Source organism: Paenibacillus sp. D9, from assembly GCF_001188365.1.
Lineage (GTDB): Bacteria > Bacillota > Bacilli > Paenibacillales > Paenibacillaceae > Paenibacillus_O > Paenibacillus_O humicus.
Genome location: NZ_JZEJ01000001.1, coordinates 5,417,437 through 5,440,356 on the forward strand (window position 1 = coordinate 5,417,437; position 22,920 = coordinate 5,440,356).

General features: G+C 60.4%; 10 protein-coding genes. 7 read left to right on the forward strand and 3 right to left on the reverse strand.

What is annotated here, in order from left to right; genetic code table 11:
* Positions 1–87 precede the first annotated feature (87 nt).
* Both VE23_RS24280 and VE23_RS24285 read left to right on the forward strand, forming a co-directional pair.
* Positions 88–8,589, forward strand: coding sequence for a GH36-type glycosyl hydrolase domain-containing protein (locus VE23_RS24280; protein ID WP_049869420.1), 8,502 nt, complete (start codon positions 88–90; stop codon positions 8,587–8,589).
* Between the two features lie 390 nt (positions 8,590–8,979).
* Complete coding sequence (locus VE23_RS24285; RefSeq protein ID WP_048746848.1) at positions 8,980–13,365, forward strand: bifunctional 2',3'-cyclic-nucleotide 2'-phosphodiesterase/3'-nucleotidase; 4,386 nt, start codon at positions 8,980–8,982, stop codon at positions 13,363–13,365.
* 253 nt (positions 13,366–13,618) lie between these two features.
* Here the strand turns inward: VE23_RS24285 and VE23_RS24290 are convergent, their stop codons facing one another.
* The gene (locus VE23_RS24290; protein WP_049869421.1) at positions 13,619–14,251 is read right to left on the reverse strand and encodes a pyridoxamine 5'-phosphate oxidase family protein; all 633 of its coding nucleotides are present in this window, start codon (positions 14,249–14,251) and stop codon (positions 13,619–13,621) included.
* Between the two features lie 206 nt (positions 14,252–14,457).
* Between VE23_RS24290 and pdxR the strand changes: the two genes are divergently transcribed.
* The 4 genes from pdxR to VE23_RS24310 all read left to right on the forward strand — a co-directional run bounded on the left by pdxR (position 14,458) and on the right by VE23_RS24310 (position 20,085).
* Positions 14,458–15,990, forward strand: a complete 1,533-nt coding sequence (pdxR, locus tag VE23_RS27160) for a MocR-like pyridoxine biosynthesis transcription factor PdxR (protein WP_049869422.1) — start codon at positions 14,458–14,460, stop codon at positions 15,988–15,990.
* A gap of 120 nt (positions 15,991–16,110) precedes the next feature.
* Positions 16,111–17,151: a LacI family DNA-binding transcriptional regulator gene (locus VE23_RS24300; protein ID WP_049869423.1), complete on the forward strand. Its 1,041-nt coding sequence runs from the start codon at positions 16,111–16,113 to the stop codon at positions 17,149–17,151.
* A gap of 11 nt (positions 17,152–17,162) precedes the next feature.
* Complete coding sequence (locus VE23_RS24305) at positions 17,163–19,406, forward strand: alpha-galactosidase (protein ID WP_049869424.1); 2,244 nt, start codon at positions 17,163–17,165, stop codon at positions 19,404–19,406.
* A 163-nt stretch (positions 19,407–19,569) separates the two neighbouring features.
* Positions 19,570–20,085 (forward strand): HPP family protein, encoded by a 516-nt coding sequence (locus VE23_RS24310; RefSeq protein WP_021878286.1) that lies wholly within the window; start codon positions 19,570–19,572, stop codon positions 20,083–20,085.
* Positions 20,086–20,189: 104 nt separating this feature from the next.
* On the opposite strand, the gene asd is transcribed toward VE23_RS24310, so the two are convergent.
* Together asd and VE23_RS24320 are read right to left on the reverse strand one after the other, a co-directional pair.
* Entirely contained in the window at positions 20,190–20,978 is a 789-nt protein-coding gene (gene asd / locus VE23_RS24315) for an archaetidylserine decarboxylase (RefSeq protein WP_049869425.1), read from the reverse strand.
* 144 nt (positions 20,979–21,122) lie between these two features.
* Positions 21,123–21,914 carry a TspO/MBR family protein gene (locus VE23_RS24320; protein ID WP_069202522.1) on the reverse strand — a complete coding sequence of 264 codons (792 nt, stop codon included), beginning with the start codon at positions 21,912–21,914 and terminating at the stop codon, positions 21,123–21,125.
* A gap of 376 nt (positions 21,915–22,290) precedes the next feature.
* Here VE23_RS24320 and VE23_RS27555 point away from each other — a divergent pair.
* Positions 22,291–22,920: glycosyltransferase (locus VE23_RS27555; protein WP_232317032.1), on the forward strand; the 630-nt coding region annotated here is incomplete at its 3' end.

Sequence of the window (22,920 nt, forward strand, 5' to 3'; positions counted from 1 at the left end):
TTTGGGAATATTTAGTTGAGGTGGATAAGCGCATAGCGGAGCGTACTCCGGCGCGGACAGACTAAGCTAAGCGACCCAGGGGGACTCATGACGACTACGGAATCCTATATACAGGCAGCTAGACAGCTCGCCCTGACTCACGATACGGCTAGAGGAAGAAAGGCCTCCCGGCAAAGGAAGGCGCTTGCCGCCCAGCTCAGGCAGCTGCAGGAATTCGCCGAGGAGCTGCGCGCGGACGACTGCGGCTGCTCGCAGCCTGCCGCCGAATGGCTGCTGGACCATTCGGAATTCATCGAGGAGCAGGGCTATCATGCTTCGATGGAGCTGAGGCACGGAGGACTTGCCGGCCTTCCTTATTTGCGGCGTTCGGGCCATGCCCGGGTGGAAGCCGTCTGCGACGGGTATTTGGACGCTTCGGGAGGAAGCTACGACCGGAATTCGTTTGTCGCCTTCATCCAGGCTTATCAGGAGGTTGCCGTGCTTACGATCGCGGAGACGTGGTCGCTGCCGCTCGCTCTGAAGACATGCCTCTTCAGGCGTCTTGCGGAAGTGTTCAGGGAGGTGCGCCAGCGGCATGATGCCTGCATGGGCGCGGAACGCATCCTGAAGCAGGCGCTGGCCGGCGGCAGAGGGCCGCAAGCGCTCCCTCTGGCGGAGGCGCTCGACAGAGCTGGAAGGGACATCATGCTCTCGGGAGCGGTCGTGGCCCATCTGACCTCGAGGCTGCGGGAATGGGCGGACGATTCCGAGGATGTGAGGCGCTGGCTGCTGCTGCGCCTGGACAACGGAACGGAAAGCCTGGCCAGGCTGAACGCTTACGAAGCGAGGCTTCAAGCCCGGTATCAAAGCGAGGCCGGACGTCTGATCGGCAGCCTGAGAGCGGCCGAGCGGACTTCCTGGGAGAAAGAGCTGGAAGATCTCAGCATGGCCGATGCGATGCTCAAAAGCGAAGCGGCGGGAACTTATTCTCTTATGGATGCGCAGAGCAGGGCGACGCTCCGGGCAGGCACGGCGCGGCTCGCGGCGCGGCTGGGGCTGCCGGAGAGCCTGGTCGCGTCCTGCGCGGTCCGGCTGGCGGACGCGGAGGCCGGGAAAGCCGGATGGCCTGCAGCGGACGGCGATGGACAGCCGGGAAGGGGCGGCCTGGAAGGCGGCGCGGCTCCTTTATCGGGGAAAAATGCTCCGGGTCTCGGCAGCAGGGCGGAACTCCGCAAGAAGGCCGAGGAGAAAGCCTATGTGGAGCTTCCCCTGCTCCCCCGGACCGCGTACGCCGCTTATTATCTGCTCGAGCCTCAAGGCAGGCGGCTGCTGCGCAGGGAGGCGTGCCGGACAGCGAAAGCCCGGAGATTGCCTGAAAACGGCTTGCTCCGGCATCGGACAAGCACATACCTCGCGCTGCTGGCGGTCCTGTTCGCGGCTGCCGCCGCCGTCCTTACGATCTGGGCGGGGGAAGCAGGCGGACTTCGTGCCGGAGGCTGGGTATCGGCCGCCTTGCTGCTTGCGTTTCCGGCCTCGGAATGGGCTGTCGTCCTGCTGCACGGGCTGATCGGAAAGGTCATGCCGACCAGGCCGCTGCTCCGATACGATTTCTCGACGGGAATTCCTCCGGGAGCGGATACGATGATTGTCGTTCCGGTCATCTGGTCAAGCATCGCCGAGGTGAAGGAGCTGGTCCATCGGCTGGAGCTTCATTATCTGGCCAACCGGGATGCGCGCTTCCACTTTGCCTTGCTGGGCGACTATCCCGATGCGGGGAGCGAGCATACAGAGCTGGACAAGGAGCTTGAGGAAGCCGGAGCGGAAGGAATCCGAAGGCTCAACCGGCACTATGGCGCGGAAGGGAGCACGTTCCACCTGCTCCAGCGGAAGCGGACCTGGAACGAGCGGGAAGGCGTCTGGATGGGCTGGGAGCGCAAGCGGGGCAAGGTCGTCGAGTTCGCGAGGCTGCTGGAGGGCGATCGGCAGACCGGATTCTCGCTGAGCGAATCCGATGCTTCCGTATTTCCGCGGATCGCTTATGTCATTACGCTCGATGCCGACACGCAGCTTCCCATCGGAAGCGCGCAGCGGATGGTCGGCACGATGCATCTTCCGTACAATCGGCCGCGCCTCAATGAGAAGGGCACGAGGGTGGAGGAAGGCTACGCGGTGCTGCAGCCGCGGATCGCGATCAGCAGGGAATCCGCCGCCAGCTCCCGCCTCGCTGCGCTCTGGGCAGGCAACCCCGGCATTGATCCGTATGCGTTCGCGGTGTCGGATCCTTACCAGGACGGTGTCGGCCAAGGCATTTTTACGGGAAAAGGAATATTCGATGCGCGGCTGTTCCGCCGGCTGCTGGCGGACCGGATTCCGGACAATGCCGTTCTCAGCCACGATCTGCTGGAAGGCGGATTTCTGCGGAGCGGCCTGCTTTCCGACATCGAGCTTGTCGACGGGCATCCGAAGACGTTCCGCTCCTGGCAGCTGCGGCTGCATCGCTGGGTCCGGGGAGACTGGCAGCTGCTGTGCTGGCTGAAGCCCAAGGTGCGCGACTGCTCCGGCACGCCGCGGCCCGTCGATCTCAGCGCGATCACCCGCTGGCAGATCGTCGACAATCTCAGGCGGAGCCTGCTTCCGCCCGCGCTTTACCTGCTTCTCGTCATCGGGCTGCTGCTGCCTCCCGGAGCCAGATGGACGCTGCTGGCAGCGGCTGTTCTCACGGCCTGCCTGCCGCTGCTTCAAGCTCTCGCCGCTCCGGGCTACCTGGTGCGCCATCCCGGACAGCTGAAGGCCGCCGTCCTGCAAGCCAGCCTTTCGGTGCTGCTGCTGCCCTATCAGGCGGCCATGATGGCCGATGCCGTCTTGCGGACCCTTTACCGGCTGAACGTATCCCGCAAGAGGCTTCTGGAATGGACGAGCGCGGCAGAGACGGACAGGAACAGCGGCGGGAAGCTGATCGCGTTCCGGGTTTCGGGAACCGTGCTGGCCTTGCTTTTGCCCGTTGTCGGCTGGCTGTCCGGCGCAGCGGCCGGATGGCAGGCTGCCGCCATTCTGGCCGCTGCGGCCTGGCTGGCTGCTCCGCTGCTGGTCGTCTGGCTGAACGGCGCGCCGACGGTACGGGAGGAGAGGCTGTCGGATGCGGACCGGGACAAGCTGCGCAGTCTGGCCGCGAACATTTGGGCCTACTACGCCGATTATGCGAATGCGGAGGACAACTGGCTGCCGCCCGACAACGTTCAGCTCGATCCGGACAAAGGGGCGGCAAGGCGGACCTCGCCGACGAACATCGGCCTGCTGCTCGCCTGCACCGTTACGGCCCGTGATTTCGGATTCATATCCTTCGAACAGATGGTGGACCGGATCTCGCTGACGGTCGACACGCTGGAGAGGATGGACCGGTGGCATGGGCATTTCTTCAACTGGTACGACACGGGCACGCTGCAGCCGCTCTATCCCCGGTATGTATCGACGGTCGATTCCGGCAATCTCGTCGCCTACCTGATCGCGGTCAGGCAAGGAGTGCTGGAATGGGCGCATAGGGAGAGCGGAGATTGGCCGGACGGGCGGGCTCGGTTCCATGCGAATATCGCGGCTGCGTCTGACTCCATGCCTTTCTCCGACTCAAGCTCTACGTTTAAGCTGGAGTCTGAGCCGGGGGTTGGATCGGAATCGGGAGCCGAGCCCGAAGCGAGGGCCGGGTCCGGAATATCCGCATCTGTGGAGAAGGCTGTCCGGCTCGCTGAAAGGCTCGAGAAAATGGCGGCCGAGACCGACTTTCGGCCGCTCTACGACAGCGAGGCGCAGCTGCTGTCGCTCGGATACAACGCCGATCAGAACAGACGGGACGACATCCTCTACGATCTGCTGGCATCGGAAGCGAGACAGGCGAGCTTCCTCGCGATCGCAAGCGGCCAGCTTCCCGTATCGCATTGGTTCAGGCTGGGCCGAGGACTGACCCGGATCGGACGGAATCCGGCTCTGCTGAGCTGGTCCGGCACGATGTTCGAATACTTGATGCCCGCCTTGCTGATGAAAACCTATCGCGGGTCGATATGGGACAGCACATTCAAGGCCGTAGTCGCGAGGCAGAAGGAATATGCGCGCGAGCGCGGAGTGCCATACGGCATTTCGGAGTCGGGCTACTACGCCTTCGATTACGACATGAACTACCAATACAAAGCATTCGGAGTGCCGGGGCTTGGCTTCCAGAGGGGACTTGAAAAGGAGCTCGTCCTGGCCCCGTATGCGGCTATCATGGCGCTGCCTTGGGACATCAAGGCCGGGATGGCCAATCTTCGGCGCTATGAGGAGATCGGAGCTGTCGGTCCATACGGATTCTGCGAGGCGGTGGACATGACTGCATCCCGATTGCCGGAAGGAGACAAGCACCGCGTTGTCCGCAGCTTCATGGCCCATCATCAGGGGATGAGCCTGCTTACGCTCGGCAACCTGCTGCTGGAGCGTCCCATGACCGAACGATTCCACGCCGATCCGCGCGTTGAGGCGGCCGAGCTTATCCTGCAGGAACGCATCCCGGAAAAGGCGGCCGTCATCGCTCCTCAGGCGCTCAAGCCGGGGTCGGCGCGCAGCGCGCCGGCGGAAGACGGCCGTTACATCCGCGAATTCCGCCATCCGGTCACGGACGTGCCGGAGGTGAACGTGCTGTCCAACGGCTCCTTCACGACGATCGTGACGGCGGCAGGCAGCGGCTTCATCCGCAGCGGCGGCGTGAACATGACCCGCTGGCGCGAAGATGCTCTCACGGAATCGCACGGACCGGCCGTATATATCCGGGATCTTACAGGCGGACTGTTCTGGTCGCCTTCTTTCTATCCCGTCGGCTCCGAAGGGGAAGGAGCCTCCGCCAGCTTCGGCTTGGATAAGGCGGTGTTTTCCCGCAAGGAAGGCGGTGTCGCCGCCGTCATGGAGGTATTCGCCGCTCCCGAGCACCCGGCGGAGATCCGGCTGATCCGGCTGGTGAATGAAAGCCGGGAGCCGCGGCTGCTCGAAATCACGACCTACCTGGAGCTGGCGCTTGCTCCTCCGGCCGTCGACGACGCTCATCCCGCATTCAGCAAGCTGTTCGTCCAAACATCCTATGACGGCGATACCGGCGCGCTGCTCGCCTTCCGGCGGCCCCGCTCGCCCGAAGAGAAGCAGGTTTGGGGCGTCCATGCCTTGATTGTCGATGGAGACCAGTCGGCTCCGCTTGAATATGAGACGGACCGGGCGAAGTTCATCGGCCGCGGCCATTCTCTCGCCGCTCCGCGGAGCGCCGGAGAACGGCTCAGCGGAACGACAGGAGCTGTGCTGGATCCCGCGTTTGTGCTGCGCCGCAAGCTGACGCTTCAGCCGGGAGAGCAGGCTGTGCTTCAGGCTGTGAGCGGCATGTCCGGCTCGCGCGGCGAGGCGCTGCAGATGGTGCGCGAGCTGCGCGGCATCCCGCGCATGGACAAGGCGGCCGACCTGGCCTGGACGCTTGCGGGAATTTCGCTGCGGCAGCACAGGCTGCAGCCTGCGGATGCGGCGGCGATGCAGACTTTGGCGGCCAGGCTGCTCTATGTCCCGCCTCTTGGACGCGAGCGGGCTGAAGCCATCCGGCGCAACAAGTCCGGCCAGCCGGGATTATGGAGCATGGGCATATCCGGAGATCTTCCCATTATGCTGCTCCGTATCGGAGATCTGTCGCAGCTTGGATTTGCGAATCGAATCATTGACGGTCACGGATACTTGCGGCGACTAGGCATCGCAAGCGATCTGGTGCTGCTGAACGAGAGCAGCGAAGGCTACCAGCAGGAGCTCCACCATGCCCTCTCGGCATCCGTGCAGGCCGCGGTGTCCTATCCTCCTTATTCCGTAGGGGGCGGCTTGTATCCGCTGGATGCGGCCAAGCTCTCCGGGGAGAGCCTCGACCTGCTGGTCGCTTCCTCTCGGGTCGCTCTTGATGCGGGGGGACCGAGCATCGGAGCCCAGCTGCGCAGCCGTCCGCAGCGGACCGCCGGCGATGATGGGGTTCAAGCCGGCGAGACAGACAGCGAGGTGAAGGAAGCCGGTGCGGGAGGCTGGGACGAGGCTTCGCTGCAGACGCGGAGAAAGGCCTGCGTGACGGCGCTCCCGCTGGCTCCGGAAGCCGGAGAGCTTCAATTTTTCAACGGCTGGGGAGGTTTTTCCGCGGATGGCAGCGAGTACGTCATCCGGCTCAAGCCGGGCGAGCCGCTGGCCGTGCCGTGGAGCAACGTCATCGCAGGCCCTTCCTTCGGAACGCTCGTGACCGAACGGGGGACGGGCTATACCTGGTGGAGCAACAGCCGTGAATTCAAGCTTTCCCCTTGGTCGAACGATCCTGTTCTTGATCCTCCGGGCGAGCTCGCCTACGTTCGCGACGAGGAGTCGGGCTGTTTTTGGACGGCATTTCCATCCCCCTCGGATACGCGGGAATTCCGTGTCGCTCACGGACGCGGATACAGCCGTTTCGAGACGGCGATGGAAGGGCTGAGCCAGTCCATATCCGTCTCTGTCCATCCTTCCGACTCCGTCAAGCTGACCGCAGTCAGGTTGACCAATGACAGCGATCGGAGCCGCCGGCTGTCCGTGACCGGCATGTGCAGTTGGGTGCTTGGAGTGAGCCGGGATTCCTCGGCCTCCTATATCGTCACGGAATGGGACGAGGAATCCGGCTCGCTGCTTGCGCGAAACGCGTACCAGGATACATTCCGGGAAGCGTCGGCTTTCCTGAGGATCAGCTCTGACCGGACGGGAAACCTCGATGAAGACATCAGCTTCACGGCCAATCGCAAGGAGTTCATCGGCAGCGGCCATACGGTATACTGTCCGGCAGGAATGGGAAGCGCGGCTCTTAGCGGCGATACCGGCGCTTTCGCCGACAGCTGCGGAGCCGTCCGGCTTGCCCTGACGCTGGCGCCGGGAGAGACGCGGACTGTCTATCTCTCCTTGGGAGCAGGCGCCAGCAGGCAGGAGGCGCTGGAGCTGGCGCAGCGCTACCGCAGTCCCGACAGCTGCTCGGCCGTGGAGCCGGCTTCAGCCGCCTTCTGGAAGGAGAAGCTGGAGCAGACGGTCGTGGAGACGCCGGACAAGGAGATGAACCTGCTGATGAACGGCTGGCTTCTGTACCAGGCGCTCAGCTGCCGCGTGTGGGCGCGTACGGCGTTCTTCCAGGCGGGAGGCGCATACGGCTTCCGCGACCAGCTCCAGGATTCGATGTCGCTGCTCCATGCCATGCCGGAATTGACGCGCCGGCAGCTGCTGCTGAACGCTTCCCACCAATATGAGGAGGGCGATGTCCAGCATTGGTGGCATGAAGAAACGCATAAGGGAATCCGGACACGGTATACCGACGACCTGCTCTGGCTTCCATACGCATCGGCGCGTTATGCCGTTCATACGGGGGACTGGGATGTTTTCGACGACAAAGCGCCATTCATCGCAAGCTCCCCGCTCGGACCCGAGGAGCATGAGAGGTACGAAGCGACCGTTCTTTCGGGCCGGGAGGGAACGCTGTACGAGCACTGCGTCCGGGCCATCGACAAAGGCCTCACTTCCGGCCGTCACGGCATTCCGCTGATGGGAATCGGCGACTGGAACGACGGCATGAACTCGGTCGGCGACGAGGGCCGCGGCGAAAGCGTATGGCTGGGCTGGTTCCTTTGCGTCGTATTGGAGAAATTCAGCGCCGTCTGCGAGCGCCGCGGGGACGAGCTGCGCGCTGCCCATTACCGCAAGGAGCGGACCCGGATTGCAGGCGCGATCAACGAGCATGCCTGGGACGGCGAGTGGTTCCGGCGCGCCTGCACCGACGAGGGCGCCTGGCTGGGCTCCAGCCGCAGCGCCGAATGCCGCATCGACGCGATCGCGCAGTCCTGGTCGGTCATTTCCGGCGGAGCTCCGCCGGATCGCGCTGCCATGGCTATGCGGTCGTTCGACCGCGAGCTTGTCGACCGCCATCTGATGCTTGCGCGCCTGCTTACTCCCGCGTTCGACAAGACGCATCCAAGCCCCGGCTATATTCAAGGCTATCCGCCGGGCCTTAGGGAGAACGGCGCCCAGTATACGCATGGCGTCATCTGGAGCATCGTGGCGTGGGCCAAGCTGGGTCAAGGCGACAAGGCGGCGGACCTGTTCCGGCTCTTGAATCCGGTCAGCCATGCCAAGTCGCCGGGCGATGTCAGAAGATATGGCGGAGAGCCTTACGTCATGGCCGCGGATGTCTATACGACGGACATCTACGGAGGCAAGGCGGGATGGACCTGGTACACGGGCGCCTCCGGCTGGATGTACCAGGCGGGCCTGGAATGGATTCTCGGTCTGAGGCGCGAGGGAGATGAGCTGATCATCGAGCCATGCCTTCCGGCGGATTGGCCTTCCGTAAGCCTCACCTACCGCCATGGCGGATCGCGGACGGAGATCCGCGTCCTGAACCCGCATCGCCTGCCCGCCTCGAAAAGCCGGGCAACAATCAACGGAGCGTCTCCCGGACCGGATGACGGTCGCGGAGCGCGTATCCGGCTGCTCGGGAATTCGGGGGTTCAAAGCGTTACCATTATAATGGAACAAAGTGAGGGCGAGGAGGGGGCCGTATCGGTTCTGAACTAAATTGAACATCGGACTGTATCGCGCCAGTGACTTCGTAGACGGCATGTCGCCCTTGAGCCTTCAGGCATCCCCCGGTCGTCAGCACCGCATTTGAACCTGGCGTCATCCCCGGGACGGCAGCGCCCCATTGAACCTTGCAACGTCCATTGGACGCTGCAAGGTTTTTTGCACATAGCCGGCACGTTCTTTTCGACCAGTGATAACGGAATTGATCCCATTAAATTTACAAACTAATTCATGCATGTTTATGCGCTTACAACTTTCTTCGGTCCTTCATGATATTTTTCTTTACATAACCTTTAGGAATAATTTATGCTTTCTATGATTTTCGTTTTTCTTCGACTGCTATAATGTCGAAGTACGAAACAATAAGGGAGGACTCATATTTCTATGAATTGGAAGCCGAAATGGAACAAGCCGACCGCTTCCGTGCTGGCAGCCGCCGTGCTGTCCGCGCAGGTCATCGGGGCAGGCGTTCTGACGACGGGCAAGGCTCATGCCGCAGCCGCAGCCGCGCCAGTCGATCTGACACTGCTGAGCACGACGGATGTACACACCAACGTGTACGGCTACGACTACTTCAAAAACGCGCCTTCCCTCACGGTAGGTCTTGACCGTGCAGCAACGCTCGTCAAGAATGCCCGCGCCGAATTCCCGAACAATCTGCTGCTGGACAACGGCGACCTGATTCAAGGAACGCCGCTGGGTACTTATGTAGCCCAGCATTCCGATTTTACTCCGGACAATACGACGGACATCCATCCGATGATGGCCGCTCTGAACGCCATGGGCTACGACGCCGCTACCTTCGGCAACCATGAGTTCAATTATGGCCTTGATTTCCTGGAGCGCACGATCGGCCAGTACAATCCGAAATACGACACCCTCCCTGGCGCAGACTTCCCGTACGTCAACGCCAATATCTATATCGACGATCACGACGGCGACGACAGCAACGATCAGAACGCATTCAAGCCTTACGTCGTGCTGGACAAGCATGTCAAGGACGCGAACGGCATGGATCAAACGATCCGCGTCGCCCTGATCGGCCTCGTAACTCCGCAAATCATGGAGTGGGACAAGGTCAGCCTGGAAGGAAAAGTGAAAACGAAGGATATTTCCCAAACGGCTGCGAAGTTCGCCAAGGAAATCCGGGACAACAACGAGGCTGACGTTGTCGTCGCCATGGCCCATTCGGGCTTCGATGCGACTTCGACCGAAGGCCAAATGGAGGAGAATGCTATCAACGCCCTGACGAAAGTCGCGGGCATCGATGCAGTCACGTTCTCCCACTCCCATAAGGTCTTCCCGACGACAGGCGCGCTGGATGCGAGCTTCATCGATCCCGATACGAAGCTGCCTTACAACAACTCCAAAGCCGTCGTCGACAATGTCAACGGCCGCATCAACGGCACACCGGCCGTACAAGCGGGCTTCGGAGGCGCGTACCTCGGCCTGATCAACCTCAAGGTGGTTCCTGCTGGCGACGGCAAATGGGCGGTCGACAAAGCGGCTTCCAAAGCCCAGACCCGCTCCATCTACAAAACCGACAAGGACTCCGCCGGCAAGACGGTGAACGTTCCTACGGTCGAGCCGGACAAAGCCGTCCAGGATGCCGTTGGCGCCGCTCACCAAGCGACCATCGACTACACCGGCAAGAAGCTCGGAACGACTTCCGCTCCGATGAACAGCTTCTTCGCCATGGTGCAGGATGATCCGACTGTCCAAATCGTGACGAACGCCCAGAAGTGGTTCGTCGAAAATGAGCTGGCCGGCAACGCCGACATTTCGGCTGAAGTTAAGAATCTGCCGATTCTGAGCGTTGGAGCGCCGTTCAAAGCCGGCCGCAACGGCCCTTCGGAATATACGGATATCAGCCAGGGCGACCTGACGATCCGCAGCGCGAGCGACCTGTACCTGTACGACAACACGCTCAAGGCGATCAAGGTCAAAGGCTCCGTCATCAAGGACTGGCTGGACATGAGCGCAGGCGCGTTCAACACGATCAGCCCGCGCAAATCGGCTGCCCAGCCGATTCTGAACTCCAAATTCGCCGTCTACAACTTCGATGTCATCGATGGCGTCAACTACAAATACGACGTGACGAAACCGGCGAAATACAACCCGGACGGCTCGATCGCCAACGCGAACTCCAGCCGCGTCGTCGACCTGACGTTCGAAGGCAAGCCGGTCGACCCGAACCAGGAATTCATCGTCGTGACGAACAACTACCGCGCAAGCGGCGGCGGCAACTTCCCGGGCGTCAAGGGAGCCGACATGATTCTCGACACCCAAAAAGAGAACCGTGAAGTTCTGATGGAATACATCGAGAAGCAAGGCACGGTGAACCCTTCCGCCGACGGCAACTGGTCGATCCTGCCTATCAACGGCAACGTGAAGGTTACGTTCACTTCGGCTCCTAAAGCAGCCGATGTGCTTCCGCAGGGAGTATCCTACACGAACACGATGGACGCTTCCAGCTTCGGCATCTTCACGCTGGATCGTCTGAAAGCGGCCGTTCCGGCTCCGACAAAAGACGTTGAAGTCCATCTGCTCGGCATCAACGATCTGCACGGACAGCTGGACACCGTCTCCACCGTGAGCAACAAAGCGGCAGGTACGGCGCCGATCCTGGCCACATACCTGAAAAATGCCCGCGCTAAGTACGAGAACTCCATCCTCTTCCACAACGGCGACTCCGTGGGCGCATCCGCTCCGGTATCCGCTCTCGAGCGCGACAAGCCGACCCTGGAATGGCTCAACATGATGCAGTTCGACGTCGGTTCCCTCGGCAACCATGAGTTCGACCAAGGGATCGATGCGCTGAAAGCCCAGCTGTACGGCGGCAAAGATCCTAAAAACGACAAAATCGTGCACAGCGGCGTCGACTTCGACTACGTGAACGCGAACGTCATCGACAACACGACCAAAAAACCGCTGATCACTCCTTATGTAGTCAAAGAAGTTGGCGGCGTGAAAATCGGCTTCATCGGTACGGTAACGAAAGCAACGCCTAGCAAGGTATCCCCATCGGGTACGGCTGGAGTATCTTTCCTCTCCGCTTCTGAAGAAGTCGAAGCTCTGAACAAATATGCTGCCGAGCTCAAGGCTCAAGGCGTAGAAACCATCATCGTCCTGGCTCATGACCCGGCCAAAACGACGACGACGGCTGGCACGACGACTACAGTCGGCGAGGCTGTGGATCTGGCGAACGCGCTTCCTGCGAACTCCCCGATCGACGTCATCGTAGCCGGCGACGATCACGCTTATGCCAACCAAGTCATCAACGGCAAGCTGGTCGTACAAGCCTACTCGTACGGTTCCGCATACGAAGACATCAAGCTCGTTATCGACTACAAGACGGGCGATGTCAAAGAGAAATCCGCTGTCGTAACGACAACCTTCCAAGAAGGCGTTACTCCGGATGCCGAGTCGGCCGCTCTGATCAAGAAGTACGTCGACAAGCATCCTGAACTGACGGAATCCGTAGGCACGACGGACGGCTCCATCACGAGAACGGATGCCTACAACAGCGAATCCTCGCTGGGCAACCTGATTGCAGACGCTATGCGCAACGCTCCATTCGAAGGATCCAATGGTCCTGCGGACTTCGCGTTCATGAACCCGGGCGGCATCCGCGCCGACCTGCCGAAAGGCTCGATCACCTACGGCGACCTGGCGAAGGTACAGCCTTTCGGCAACATGCTCGTGAAGCTGTCTCTGACTGGCGCCCAAGTCAAAACCCTGCTTCAACAACAATGGGCTTTGAACGCTGACGGAACACCGAACACGAAGACGCTGCAGATTTCCGGCCTGAAATATATCGCCGACTTCGGTCTGCCTGTCGAAAACCGTGTAACCAGCCTGCTTCTGGCAGATGGAACGCAGCTCGATCCGAACAAAACGTACACAGCTGTAGTCAACGACTTCATGGCTGCCGGCGGGGACAACTACAAAGTCCTGACGCAGGCATCGAACAAAGTTGTAGGCGACAGCGACTTGAAAGGCTTCTACGATTACATTCTCACCAAGTTCAAAAAAGGCGCGGTAACGGCTTCCATTGAAGGTCGGATTACGAACATCAAGAGTTCGGGAACAACGACGCCTCCGGTAATTGTACCAACGCCTGCACCATCCGCAACGCCTGCGCCATCCGCAACGCCTGCACCATCCGCAACACCGGCGCCATCCGCGACGCCAGCACCGAGCGCGACTCCGATTCCGGTGCCTGCATTCACCGACCTCGGCAACGTCGCTTGGGCTAAGTCCGCCATCGAAGAACTCGTGGCAAAAGGCATTCTGAAGGGCGTAGACGCAAATAAATTCGCTCCTCTGAAAAACCTGACCCGCGCCGAGTTCATCACGATGCTCGTTCGCGCTTACGGCCTGAACGATGCGGGAACGGCAACGTTCACGGACGTCAAGAAAGACGCTTGGTATACCGAAGCGATCGCAGCGGCTGTCAAAGCCGGCATCGTGAAGGGAACCGGCAACAACAAATTCGAGCCGAACCGTGAAATTACGCGTGAAGAAATGGCGATCATGGCTGCGAATGCTCTGAAGCTTCAGCATGAGCTTGCCAAGGTCGACAAAAACGCCGCTCTGTCCAAATTCAAGGACAAAGGCAAAATCGCTTCCTACGCTCAGGAATCGGTTGCCCAGCTTACCGATGCGGGCATTCTGACCGGCGTTGACGCCAGCCAGTTCGCACCGAAAGGCATCGCCAACCGTGCGCAAGCGGCTGTCATCATCTCCCGCCTGCTCCAAGCTTCCTAAGCTCCAATCATGAACAAAGTGCGCCTCTGTCATCTCGCGATGGCAGGGGCGCACTTTTTTTGTTCTTTAGACAAGAACAGAAGCTGAAGGGTTACCTTTTCTCTAATTCTGCGACTTTCGGGAATGGGTTTTAGCTTCATTTCTTTTCGAACGGGTCGGCAGGCTTCATTCTCTGATCGCATTGAATTCATTTGTCTATCGATGTCAGGCTTCCATTCTTCCAGGCATAGACCTCATGAGGGAAATACCGTCTCTAGTCCTGGAGCTCTTCATTATTTCCCGGGGCATAATGCCGCATCAGCGATGCCGTTTCATGATCGAACGGGCAGCCGCGCAGCTCCAGCTTGAGTGCAACATCCTCCCGTTCCTCATCCGCAAGATTCTGACCGAATTTGAATTTGGCGGACAGGGAAGAGACGGTCAGCTTGACGACGGCAACGCCTTTGAGGCGAGGAATGTAGTCGGGATCTTCGGCGCTAATCGTTTTGTAGCCGCCATCGGGCTGCAGCTTGGCCATCATCGCTTCCAGCGCTTCGGCTTTCTCCTCCAGATTGTCCAGCGGAGCCGCCGTTCCCCGCAAAAGGACCGATTTGAAATAGGCTGTAGCCGGACAAGCGAGGAGCGGATCCGAGAAATAGGAAGGGATCAGGGCGTATTCCTTGGCCACGCAGAAGCTGACTTCCCCGGAAGCCGCGATGCTCTTCATTTTTTCCCCTGCCCTGCTCCCATGGAAGTACAGATTTCCTTTGTGGTACACGAAATTAAGCGGCGTAATTCCCGGAGTTCCGTCCGGCCGGATGCTGGCCATGAAGCCGAATGTCATCTCCTTCAAGAAAGCCTCCAGCTCGATCTGATCGCGGCTTTGATCGAATTCTTTCCTTCTCATTGTCTATTCCCCCTCGTTAAGTCTGTCCTGCCGTTTCATCCCGGCCTTGGACCGCCGGCTTTCAGAGGCAAAGTCCATTTCGGAAGCAGGGTGAAAAAGAAGCCGTGCGGCTTGCTCTAGCTGAACATTACAACTAAAGTGGATACAAGATAAGATCCAATTAAAGCCCATTCAAATAGACCACTTGACAAGGAGTAGGAAGAGGTATGGAGATTCGGTTGGCTTTTGAACGTTATTTCCTCCAATCCGGGAGCAAAAGAGCGGCTCTGTACGATTCGCTGCGCGATGCCGTCCGGAGCGGACAGCTGAAGGAAGGGGAACGCCTTCCATCCTCCCGTTCTCTTGCCGAGCTGTACGGAATATCGAGAGGGACGGTTACTCAGGTCTATGACATGCTGTATGCGGAAGGCTACATTCAGGGAGAGCGGGGCAGCGGCACGTATGTTTCGCAGCGGATCCCTTATCCTTCGGCAAGGCCGGAGCGCGTGGAGCAGCCCTCCGAGCTGCTGTCGACATGGTTCAACAGGCTGGACGAATTGAAAGCGGACAAAGAAGGCCCTCCTCCTTTTGCTCCTGAATCCCAGCAAGCAGGCCGTACGTTCGGTCAGCAGCTGTTCCAGTCGGGACAGACCGATTTTCGCCTGTTTCCCGTAAAGGAATGGAAGGTCGCGCTTCATGCCGCCGTTCGGGAATGCATGCAGGAAAATCTTCCTGACGGCTACAGGGAGATCCCCGGCTCCGGCCTATTCCGGCTCAGGGAAGCTGTGGCCGCTATGCTCTATATGGAGAGGGGAATCGCCGCTTCTCCAGAGGAGATTGTCATGACGAGCGGCTCCAAGCAGGGGCTGGCCTTGCTGTTTCAAATTCTGGCCGAGCCGGGCCGGCGCATCGTGCTGGAATATCCATGTTATGGCGGCATCCGGGAAGCGGCCTCCGTAACCGGGGCCGAGCTCATTCAGGCGGCAGTGGATGAATGCGGAGCGATTCCTGGCAACTGGGATGCTGCGATAGCGGCATTGACGCCGAACCGCCAGTTCCCGACCGGGACGGTTCTGTCCGCCGGGAGAAGGAAGGAATGGCTTGCTTGGGCGGAGCGCCGCGGCGCGATTATCATTGAGGATGATTACGACAGCGAGTTCCGCTATTCGGGAAGGCTGGGCGAGCCTCTCAAGGCGATGGACCGCAACGGGCGGGTCATCTATCTGGGAAGCTTCTCCCGCACGATGTACAGCGGGCTGAGAATCGGCTATGCTGTCGTCCCGTCCTGGATGGCTCCTAGGCTCGCCCAGGCGAAAGCGTTTTATGAACCCTACGCTTCCGGGCAGCTGGAGCAGATGGCGCTGGCCCGCTTCATCGCGGAAGGCTCTTATGCCAAGCATCTGAGGAGGATGAAACGCCAGTACAAACGAAGGCTGGCAGCTCTCCACCGGGGACTCGACGAGCTGGAGGGAACTCCGTTCCGCTTCCGCCCCTCCGATGCAGGACTGCATCAATATGCGGAATGGACGGGCAGCAGCGCCGATTACGACCGGCTGCTGCAGAGCTGCCGAAAAGGGGGAGTCGCCTGGCATGACGGGAGCAGCTATTTCGCGGGCGAGCCTGGAGGAAATAAGGACAAGCACTTCGCTCTATTCGGCTTTGCCCACCTGGAGGAGGAAGAGATCGCCCAAGGCATGCAGGCTGTCGCCGAACAGTGGAGCGGGATTGCGGGGAATGGGGAAGACAGCCGTCAAGCTTGACCTGATTTCCGTCCGATCCGCTGTTGACCGGGAGAAAGAAGAGATTGAAACCGCCCTCTATCTTTGGTAAAGTATTGCGTAAAGATTTACTAAAAAATTTACTAAAAGCGATGTGCGTATATGGCCACTTTAAAAGAAATTGCCGACGAAGCAAAGGTATCCGCCGCCACCGTATCCCGGGTGCTGAACTATGACGCTGCGCTTTCCGTAAGCGAAGAGACGAGGCGGCGCGTCTTTGCCGCCGCCGAAAAGCTGCGCTACAAGCCGCGGCAGATGAAAAAGCTCCGGGAAGAGTCGACAGCGTCCCGGAAGCGGCTGGGCTTGCTGCTGACTTTGTCTTCGGATGACGAGCAGCAGGATTCCTACTTCTCGCTCATCCGCAAAGGAATGGAGCTGCGCACGGAGGAGCTGGGCCTGCCTCAGCCTGTCGTCCTGCGTTATACGGGCGGAGAAGAGCCGGATCTATCCGGAGTCGACGGCTGGATCGCGGCAGGCAGCTTCATGCCGGACGATCTGGAGCGCCTCCTTCCTCCGGGAGCGCCGCTGGTGCTCGTCAACAATCACTTCGACGACGGCAGGCATGACAGTGTCCGGCTGAATTTTGAAGGAGCCGTCAATGGCGTTCTGGAGCATCTTCTGGGGCTTGGCCGCGACAAAATCGGCCTACTGGCGGGAGAAGAGTACCCGGTCCGCATGAGCGCAAGTCCGGAGCCGCCTGTTCGCCATGACTTCCGGAGAATCCAGTTCGAACGGACGATGAAGGAGAAGGGGCTGCTGCGTCAGGAGTGGATACGGACGGCGGCATGGAGCCCGGCCGGCGGTTATGCGGCGATGCAAAGCCTGCTGGATTCGGGGGAGCGGCCCACAGCCTGCTTTGCGAGCAGCGACCCGATCGCCGTGGGAGCATTGAAGGCTTTGCAGGAACGGGGAATCCGGGTGCCGGAGGAGATGGCGCTCGTCGGCTTCAACGACATGGACATATCGGGGTATCTCCAGCCCCCTCTGACGACCGTCCAAGCCTTCCCGGAAGAGATCGGCCGCTCTGCGGTCCATCTGCTTCTCGATCGTCTCGGAGGCCGGGAGGCTTCCTTGCAGCTCATGGTCAATACCCGCCTCATCGTCCGCGAAAGCTGCGGCGCAGCATCGAAATCAATCGAATAGGAGACTCAGACATGCCGGTAACCTACCACGAAAAGGAACACGTTTTTCATCTCTACTCCAGCAAGATGAGCTATGTCATTCAAATTTTGAACGGCTTCCCTCTCCATCTGTATTGGGGCCGCCGTCTCCGGGACGAAGCGGGTTTCGAGAGCATGCTGAGCAGGGTCGAGAGAGCTTCCTTCTCCCCGACTCCGTTCCCGGAGGACCGGACGATCTCCCTGGACGCGCTGCCGCAGGAATATCCCCAGTACGGAACGGGCGACTTCCGCGCTCCGGCCTACCAGGTGCAGCTTGAAGACGGGACCCGGATCACGGAGCTGCGCTACGATTCGTACTCGATCTCCAAGGGCAAGCCTGGTCTGGAGGGGCTGCCTGCTGTCTATGCCGAATCGGAAGATGAAGCCGACACGCTGGAGCTGGTCCTGCGCGACGACTACTCCGGGCTCAATGTCATTCTCTCCTACACCGTGTTCAAGGATGCCGGCGTCCTGGCCCGTTCATCCCGGCTCCAGCTGGATGCGTCCGCCAAGCCGCTGAAGATTCTCCGGGCGCTGAGCGCGAGCGTCGATTTCCATGAGCAGGACTATGAACTCGTGTATCTGTCCGGCGCGTGGACAAGGGAGCGGCATGTCGTCCGCAGGCCGGTCGCGGCCGGGGCGACTTCCCTGGAAAGCCGCCGCGGGTCGAGCTCCCATCAGCAGAATCCGTTCGCCGCGCTTGTCAGGGCGGATACGGGGGAAGAACAGGGAGAAGCCTACGGCTTCAGCCTCGTCTACAGCGGCAGCTTCCTGGCCGGAGCGGAAGTGGATCAATTCGGGATGACCCGGGTAAGCATCGGCATCAATCCGTTTGATTTCTCCTGGCGGCTGCAGCCCGGCGGGAGCTTCCAGACGCCCGAGGCGATCATGGTCTATTCCTCCGAAGGACTCGGCGGCATGTCCAGGACCTACCACCGCCTGTACCGCACCCGGCTCTGCCGCGGCAAGTTCCGCGATCAGCCCCGCCCGATCCTCGTCAACAATTGGGAGGCGACCTACTTCAACTTCAACGCGGAGAAGATCGAGGCGATCGCGAAGGCGGGGAGCGAGCTCGGCATCGAGCTGTTCGTGCTCGACGACGGCTGGTTCGGCAAGCGGGACAGCGACAACAGCTCGCTGGGCGACTGGGTCGTGGACCGCGCCAAGCTTCCGGCCGGCCTGGAGGATCTCGTCCGGCGCGTCAACGGCCACGGCATGCAGTTCGGCCTATGGTTCGAGCCGGAGATGATTTCTCCGGCGAGCGAGCTGTACGAGGCGCATCCGGACTGGTGCCTGCATGCCGCAGGCCGCAGACGCACGGAAGGGCGCTCCCAGCTCATTCTCGATCTGTCCCGCCAGGATGTGAGGGACTACCTGTTCGAGGCCATCAGCGGCATTCTGGGAAGCTGTCCGATCACTTATGTCAAATGGGACATGAACCGCAACATGACGGAGATCGGCTCTGCGCTCATGGAGGCGGAAGGGCAGATGGAAGTCGCCCACCGCTATATGCTCGGCCTGTATGAGCTGCTGGAGCGCATCGTGACCGCCTTCCCGGACGTCCTGTTCGAGAGCTGCTCCGGAGGAGGGGGCCGCTTCGATCCCGGGATGCTGCATTACATGCCGCAGACGTGGACGAGCGACGATACGGATGCGGTCGAGCGGCTTAAAATCCAGTACGGCACGAGCATGGTCTATCCGGTCAGCTCGATCGGCGCGCATGTATCGGACGTGCCCAACCATCAGGTCGGACGGACGGCTTCGCTGGAAATGCGCGGCGATGTGGCGATGTCGGGCAACTTCGGCTACGAGCTCGATCTGACCAAATTCGGCGAGCAGGAAAAAGAGATCGTGAAGAGACAGGTAGCGGCCTACAAGGAGCTGCGCGGCCTGATTCAGACCGGCGATCTGTACCGGCTGAAAAGTCCGTTCCAGAGCAACGAGACGGCCTGGATGATGGTATCGGAGGACCGCCGCGAAGCGGTCGTATTCTGGTTCCGGACGCTGGCGGAGCCGAACGCTCCGCTGCGCAGGCTTCGGCTGGCCGGATTGGATCCGGACGCTTCCTACCGGGTAGCAGAGCTGCAGACGGCGGCGGATGCCGAAGCAGCCGCTGCGAAGCTGCCGGGAGCGGCGGAGGACGCGTCGGCCGGAGACAGGCTCATGCATCACGGCATTCCGCTTCCCCTGCTGCATGGCGATTTCAAGAGCATGGTCGTCAAGCTGACGGCGGTATAAGGTCATGCGCACGCCCTGAATCGGGCTTACCGGTTCAGGGCGTTTTTTTGCCGGGCAGTCTCCTTGTCTCCTATATAAAGGAAGGGGATGATAGATTGACAGGGGAATCGGATTCAAATATAACCATATGACGAGGCAATGGTGATTTTAAGCGAGGTGTGCAATGGAAGCGGGAACTTTTTGGTCCAAAATGAAGGGCGGCGGGAGAAGCGCGTTGAAGGCAAGCCCCAGAAATGCCGCCATCGGCGCCGCAGGAGGTTTTGCCGTAATCGCAGTGCTCGCCCTGCTCACGCAAGCCTCCTCGTCGGCGTGGCTCATGGCTTCGTTCGGGGCCAGCTGCGTGCTTGCGTTCGGCGTCTGGGACGCGCCTTTGTCGCAGCCCCGAAATATTGTCGGCGGCCATCTGCTGTCGACCCTGATCGGTCTGATCCTGTCTCATTTGTTCCATGGGGGCGTATGGGTCATGGCTGCCGGCGTAGGGCTTGCGATCGGCCTCATGATGCTGACCCGCACGACGCATCCGCCGGCCGGGGCCGATCCGCTGATCGTCATCATGGCCGGCAGCGGATGGAGCTTCCTCGTCATGCCGGTGCTGATCGGGTCTATCGTCATCGTGCTGGCCGCATTGGTAGTGAATAATCTGGATCCGAATCGAAGGTATCCGACATTCTGGATCTGAGCGTTCTTCTCGGCCTGCGTCTAATCTGCGCGCAAGCCATCCGCTTCAAAAAACCGCTCCGCACGGATGAGAATCCGTAAGCGGAGCGGCTTTTTGACGTTCATTCAGGTTGATGACAGCTTGCCGAGCTGTTCGCCCATCTTGACCTTGAGGCCGACGGCCAGGTCTGTACGGGGCTCGAACGTGCCGTCCTCGAACAGCAGGACGACAGTGGAGCCGAACTCGAAGTAGGCCAGCTCGTCGCCGCGCCGGACATCGGCGGTCTGAGGCTCGGTGTACCGGATGCTGCTGACGTTGAGCGCGCCGACCTTGACGATGGCGATCTCGCCGCCATTGTGGGTCATGTACGTCACAAGCCGCTCGTTGCGGCTCAGCACGCGGCGCATTCTCGTGAGGCCGAATTCGTTCACCGGATACACGCGTCCAGGCAGATGCTCCCGCTCCACGATGACGCCGTCGGCCGGCACATGGATGCGGTGATAATCGGTCGGGCTCAAATAAAGAACCGCATAATAGCCGTTGCGATAATTCTGGATGCGGGGCGAGCCGTTGAGAAGCTCCTCGACCGTATAGTCCTGCCCCTTGATGCCCAGCATCGTGCCGTCCTGGATAGGGCCGGCTCCCGTCACAAGCGCGTCGACCGGGCTTACCGCCATGTCCGCGGTATCGTCCACGGGGCGCATGCCGGGCTTCAGCCTGCGGGTGAAAAACTCATTCAATGTCGCGTATTCTTGGATTGCTCGCTCCGCTTCTTCGGTACGGATGCCGTACGTGCGGGCAAAACGGGGGATAAATCCCCGGCTGGCTCTGGATTTAGCAAAGCTTCCCGTCAGGCGGGAAATCCATTTGCGGGATCCGAGCTCCGTCATATGGCGGAATAACCAGGTCCACATGCCTCCGCTCTTCACGTCCTTTCGCTGTCAGCCATGCGGCGGTCTCGGTTCCGCTGCTCTAGCGGACCTATGCCGGCATAGGCCGTCCCGACTAGTGTGCCACATCCGCATGGACAAAGCAATGAAATCGGGGGTTTGAGGGAGTTATTTCAGCGAATGGAAGCGATAGCGGCGGACGGCTTGAAGGACGGCCCACGCCGCGAGCAGGGCGGCAAGAACCCAGGCTGCTGTCGAGACAGCGGCAGGCTGGGCGTCCTTCCCGGCAATGCCGATGAAGGCCCATACGAGGACAAGCTCATAATAAGGATCCCGGAAAAACCAGCCGACGGTCAAGCCGAGCAAGGCGGCTGCTGCAAGTCCGATCAAAGCCCAAGCCTGATCCCCCCAGCCGAAGCCGTCCCAATCCAGGCTGTAAAGCCAGGCCGAGACGTTGACGATCGTCGCCACGCTGATCCACCCCATGTAGATGCTGAACGGAAGCTGGACCAGCAGCTGCTCGCCTGCCGCCGCACTCGAAGAAGGGCGCTGTGTTTTGGCATAGAGGACGATCAAGGACGCGAGCAGAATCAGCATGATGAGGACGCTGAGCCCGACATGCTCGTAATGCCAGGCGACGATCCATGCCGAGTTGGCCAGCCCGTTCAGCACGAACCAGAAGCCGATGGAGCGGACGCTGCTGCGCGAGCTGCCCTGCGGAGTCCATTGGTAGACGATGAAACCGGCCAAGAGCAGGTAGATCAGGCTCCAGATGCTGAAGACATATCCCGGCGGCGTGAGCAGAAGCGGGTATTGGCCGGACAGCTCCTTGGTCGTTTTTCCTCCCAGAGGGAGCAGGACGGCGAGAGCGTTCATGACGATCACTAGGGCGAAGGCGATTGTGTTGAGAGCCTTCCATGCAGGGCTGGTTCGGGGAAAGGATGTTGGGGATGGACTCATGATTGGGTTTCCTCCTTGGCTCAGTTCGATCCACTGCGATCTGGAACTGGTTCTGGATTGGGATGATAATATTATACTCGTGGGTATATATTCACCGTATGGAGAAGTGCCCAACCATCCTTTGCAACGACATCAGCCGTCCGGTACGCAGGCTCGGACAGCATCCGGCCTTTGGGTTTGCGGCGATTTTGTGATGAAGCCTACGACGACGAGGCTGCTGCCATGGCAGGACGCTTGGCCCTTTCGGGTTCTCCAGTCGGAGAATATGCTGAAGCAGCAAGCTTTATGCAGGAAGGGGAGAAGCAAGTTGCAGAGGCCGAAGGTCGCTTTCGTCACGCCGGGATCCTTTCCCATCCCTTCTGCCGGCAGTAGCTCCGTGGAACGCGTTATCGAGAAGATGGCGCCTCTGGTGGCGGGGCAAGCGGAAGCGCGGATTTACGGCCGCTCGGGTGCCGGACTCGGAGCTGTCGGACAGATTGGAGGCGTTCGCTGCGAACGGTTTCCCGCCCGCGACAAGGCCGTTTACCTCCGTTGCGTAAGCCGAGCGATTCGCCTGTTCCGCCCGGATCTCATCGAAGTGGAAAATCGTCCCGGCTATGCGCTCAAGATGAAGCGGAGCCATCCCGATGCGAGAATATGGATCAACCTGCACTCCTCCTCCTTCATTGGACCGAAAGCCATCAGCAGGGATAGGCTGAAGAGGAGCTTTGCGGCCGCGGAAAAAATCATCGTCAACAGCGAATTCCTGCGGGATACGGTGGAAGGCCGGGTTCCCGAGGCCGCGCACAAGCTGAGAGTCGTGCATATCGGCGTGGACACGGCGCGATTTCTTTCCCGCTGGGAGCCGGAGGGAGCCGCGCGCAGGGAAGCGCTGAGACTGGCGAGAGGCTGGCAGGACAGGGACGTGCTTCTGTTCATGGGAAGGATCATACCGCTCAAGGGCGTCCATCATCTGCTGCGGGTCATGCCGGATATCATCGCTCTTCACCCGAATGTACTGCTCGCC

Excerpts from the sequence above, each read along its gene's own strand:
- VE23_RS24300 (WP_049869423.1), top strand. The coding sequence starts at position 16,111 with ATGGCCACTTTAAAAGAAATTGCCGACGAAGCAAAGGTATCCGCCGCC.
- VE23_RS24285 (WP_048746848.1), top strand. The coding sequence starts at position 8,980 with ATGAATTGGAAGCCGAAATGGAACAAGCCGACCGCTTCCGTGCTGGCA.
- VE23_RS24290 (WP_049869421.1), bottom strand. The coding sequence starts at position 14,251 with ATGAGAAGGAAAGAATTCGATCAAAGCCGCGATCAGATCGAGCTGGAG.
- VE23_RS24320 (WP_069202522.1), bottom strand. The coding sequence starts at position 21,914 with ATGAGTCCATCCCCAACATCCTTTCCCCGAACCAGCCCTGCATGGAAG.
- VE23_RS24310 (WP_021878286.1), top strand. The coding sequence starts at position 19,570 with ATGGAAGCGGGAACTTTTTGGTCCAAAATGAAGGGCGGCGGGAGAAGC.
- VE23_RS24305 (WP_049869424.1), top strand. The coding sequence starts at position 17,163 with ATGCCGGTAACCTACCACGAAAAGGAACACGTTTTTCATCTCTACTCC.
- asd (WP_049869425.1), bottom strand. The coding sequence starts at position 20,978 with ATGTGGACCTGGTTATTCCGCCATATGACGGAGCTCGGATCCCGCAAA.
- pdxR (WP_049869422.1), top strand. The coding sequence starts at position 14,458 with ATGGAGATTCGGTTGGCTTTTGAACGTTATTTCCTCCAATCCGGGAGC.
- VE23_RS24280 (WP_049869420.1), top strand. The coding sequence starts at position 88 with ATGACGACTACGGAATCCTATATACAGGCAGCTAGACAGCTCGCCCTG.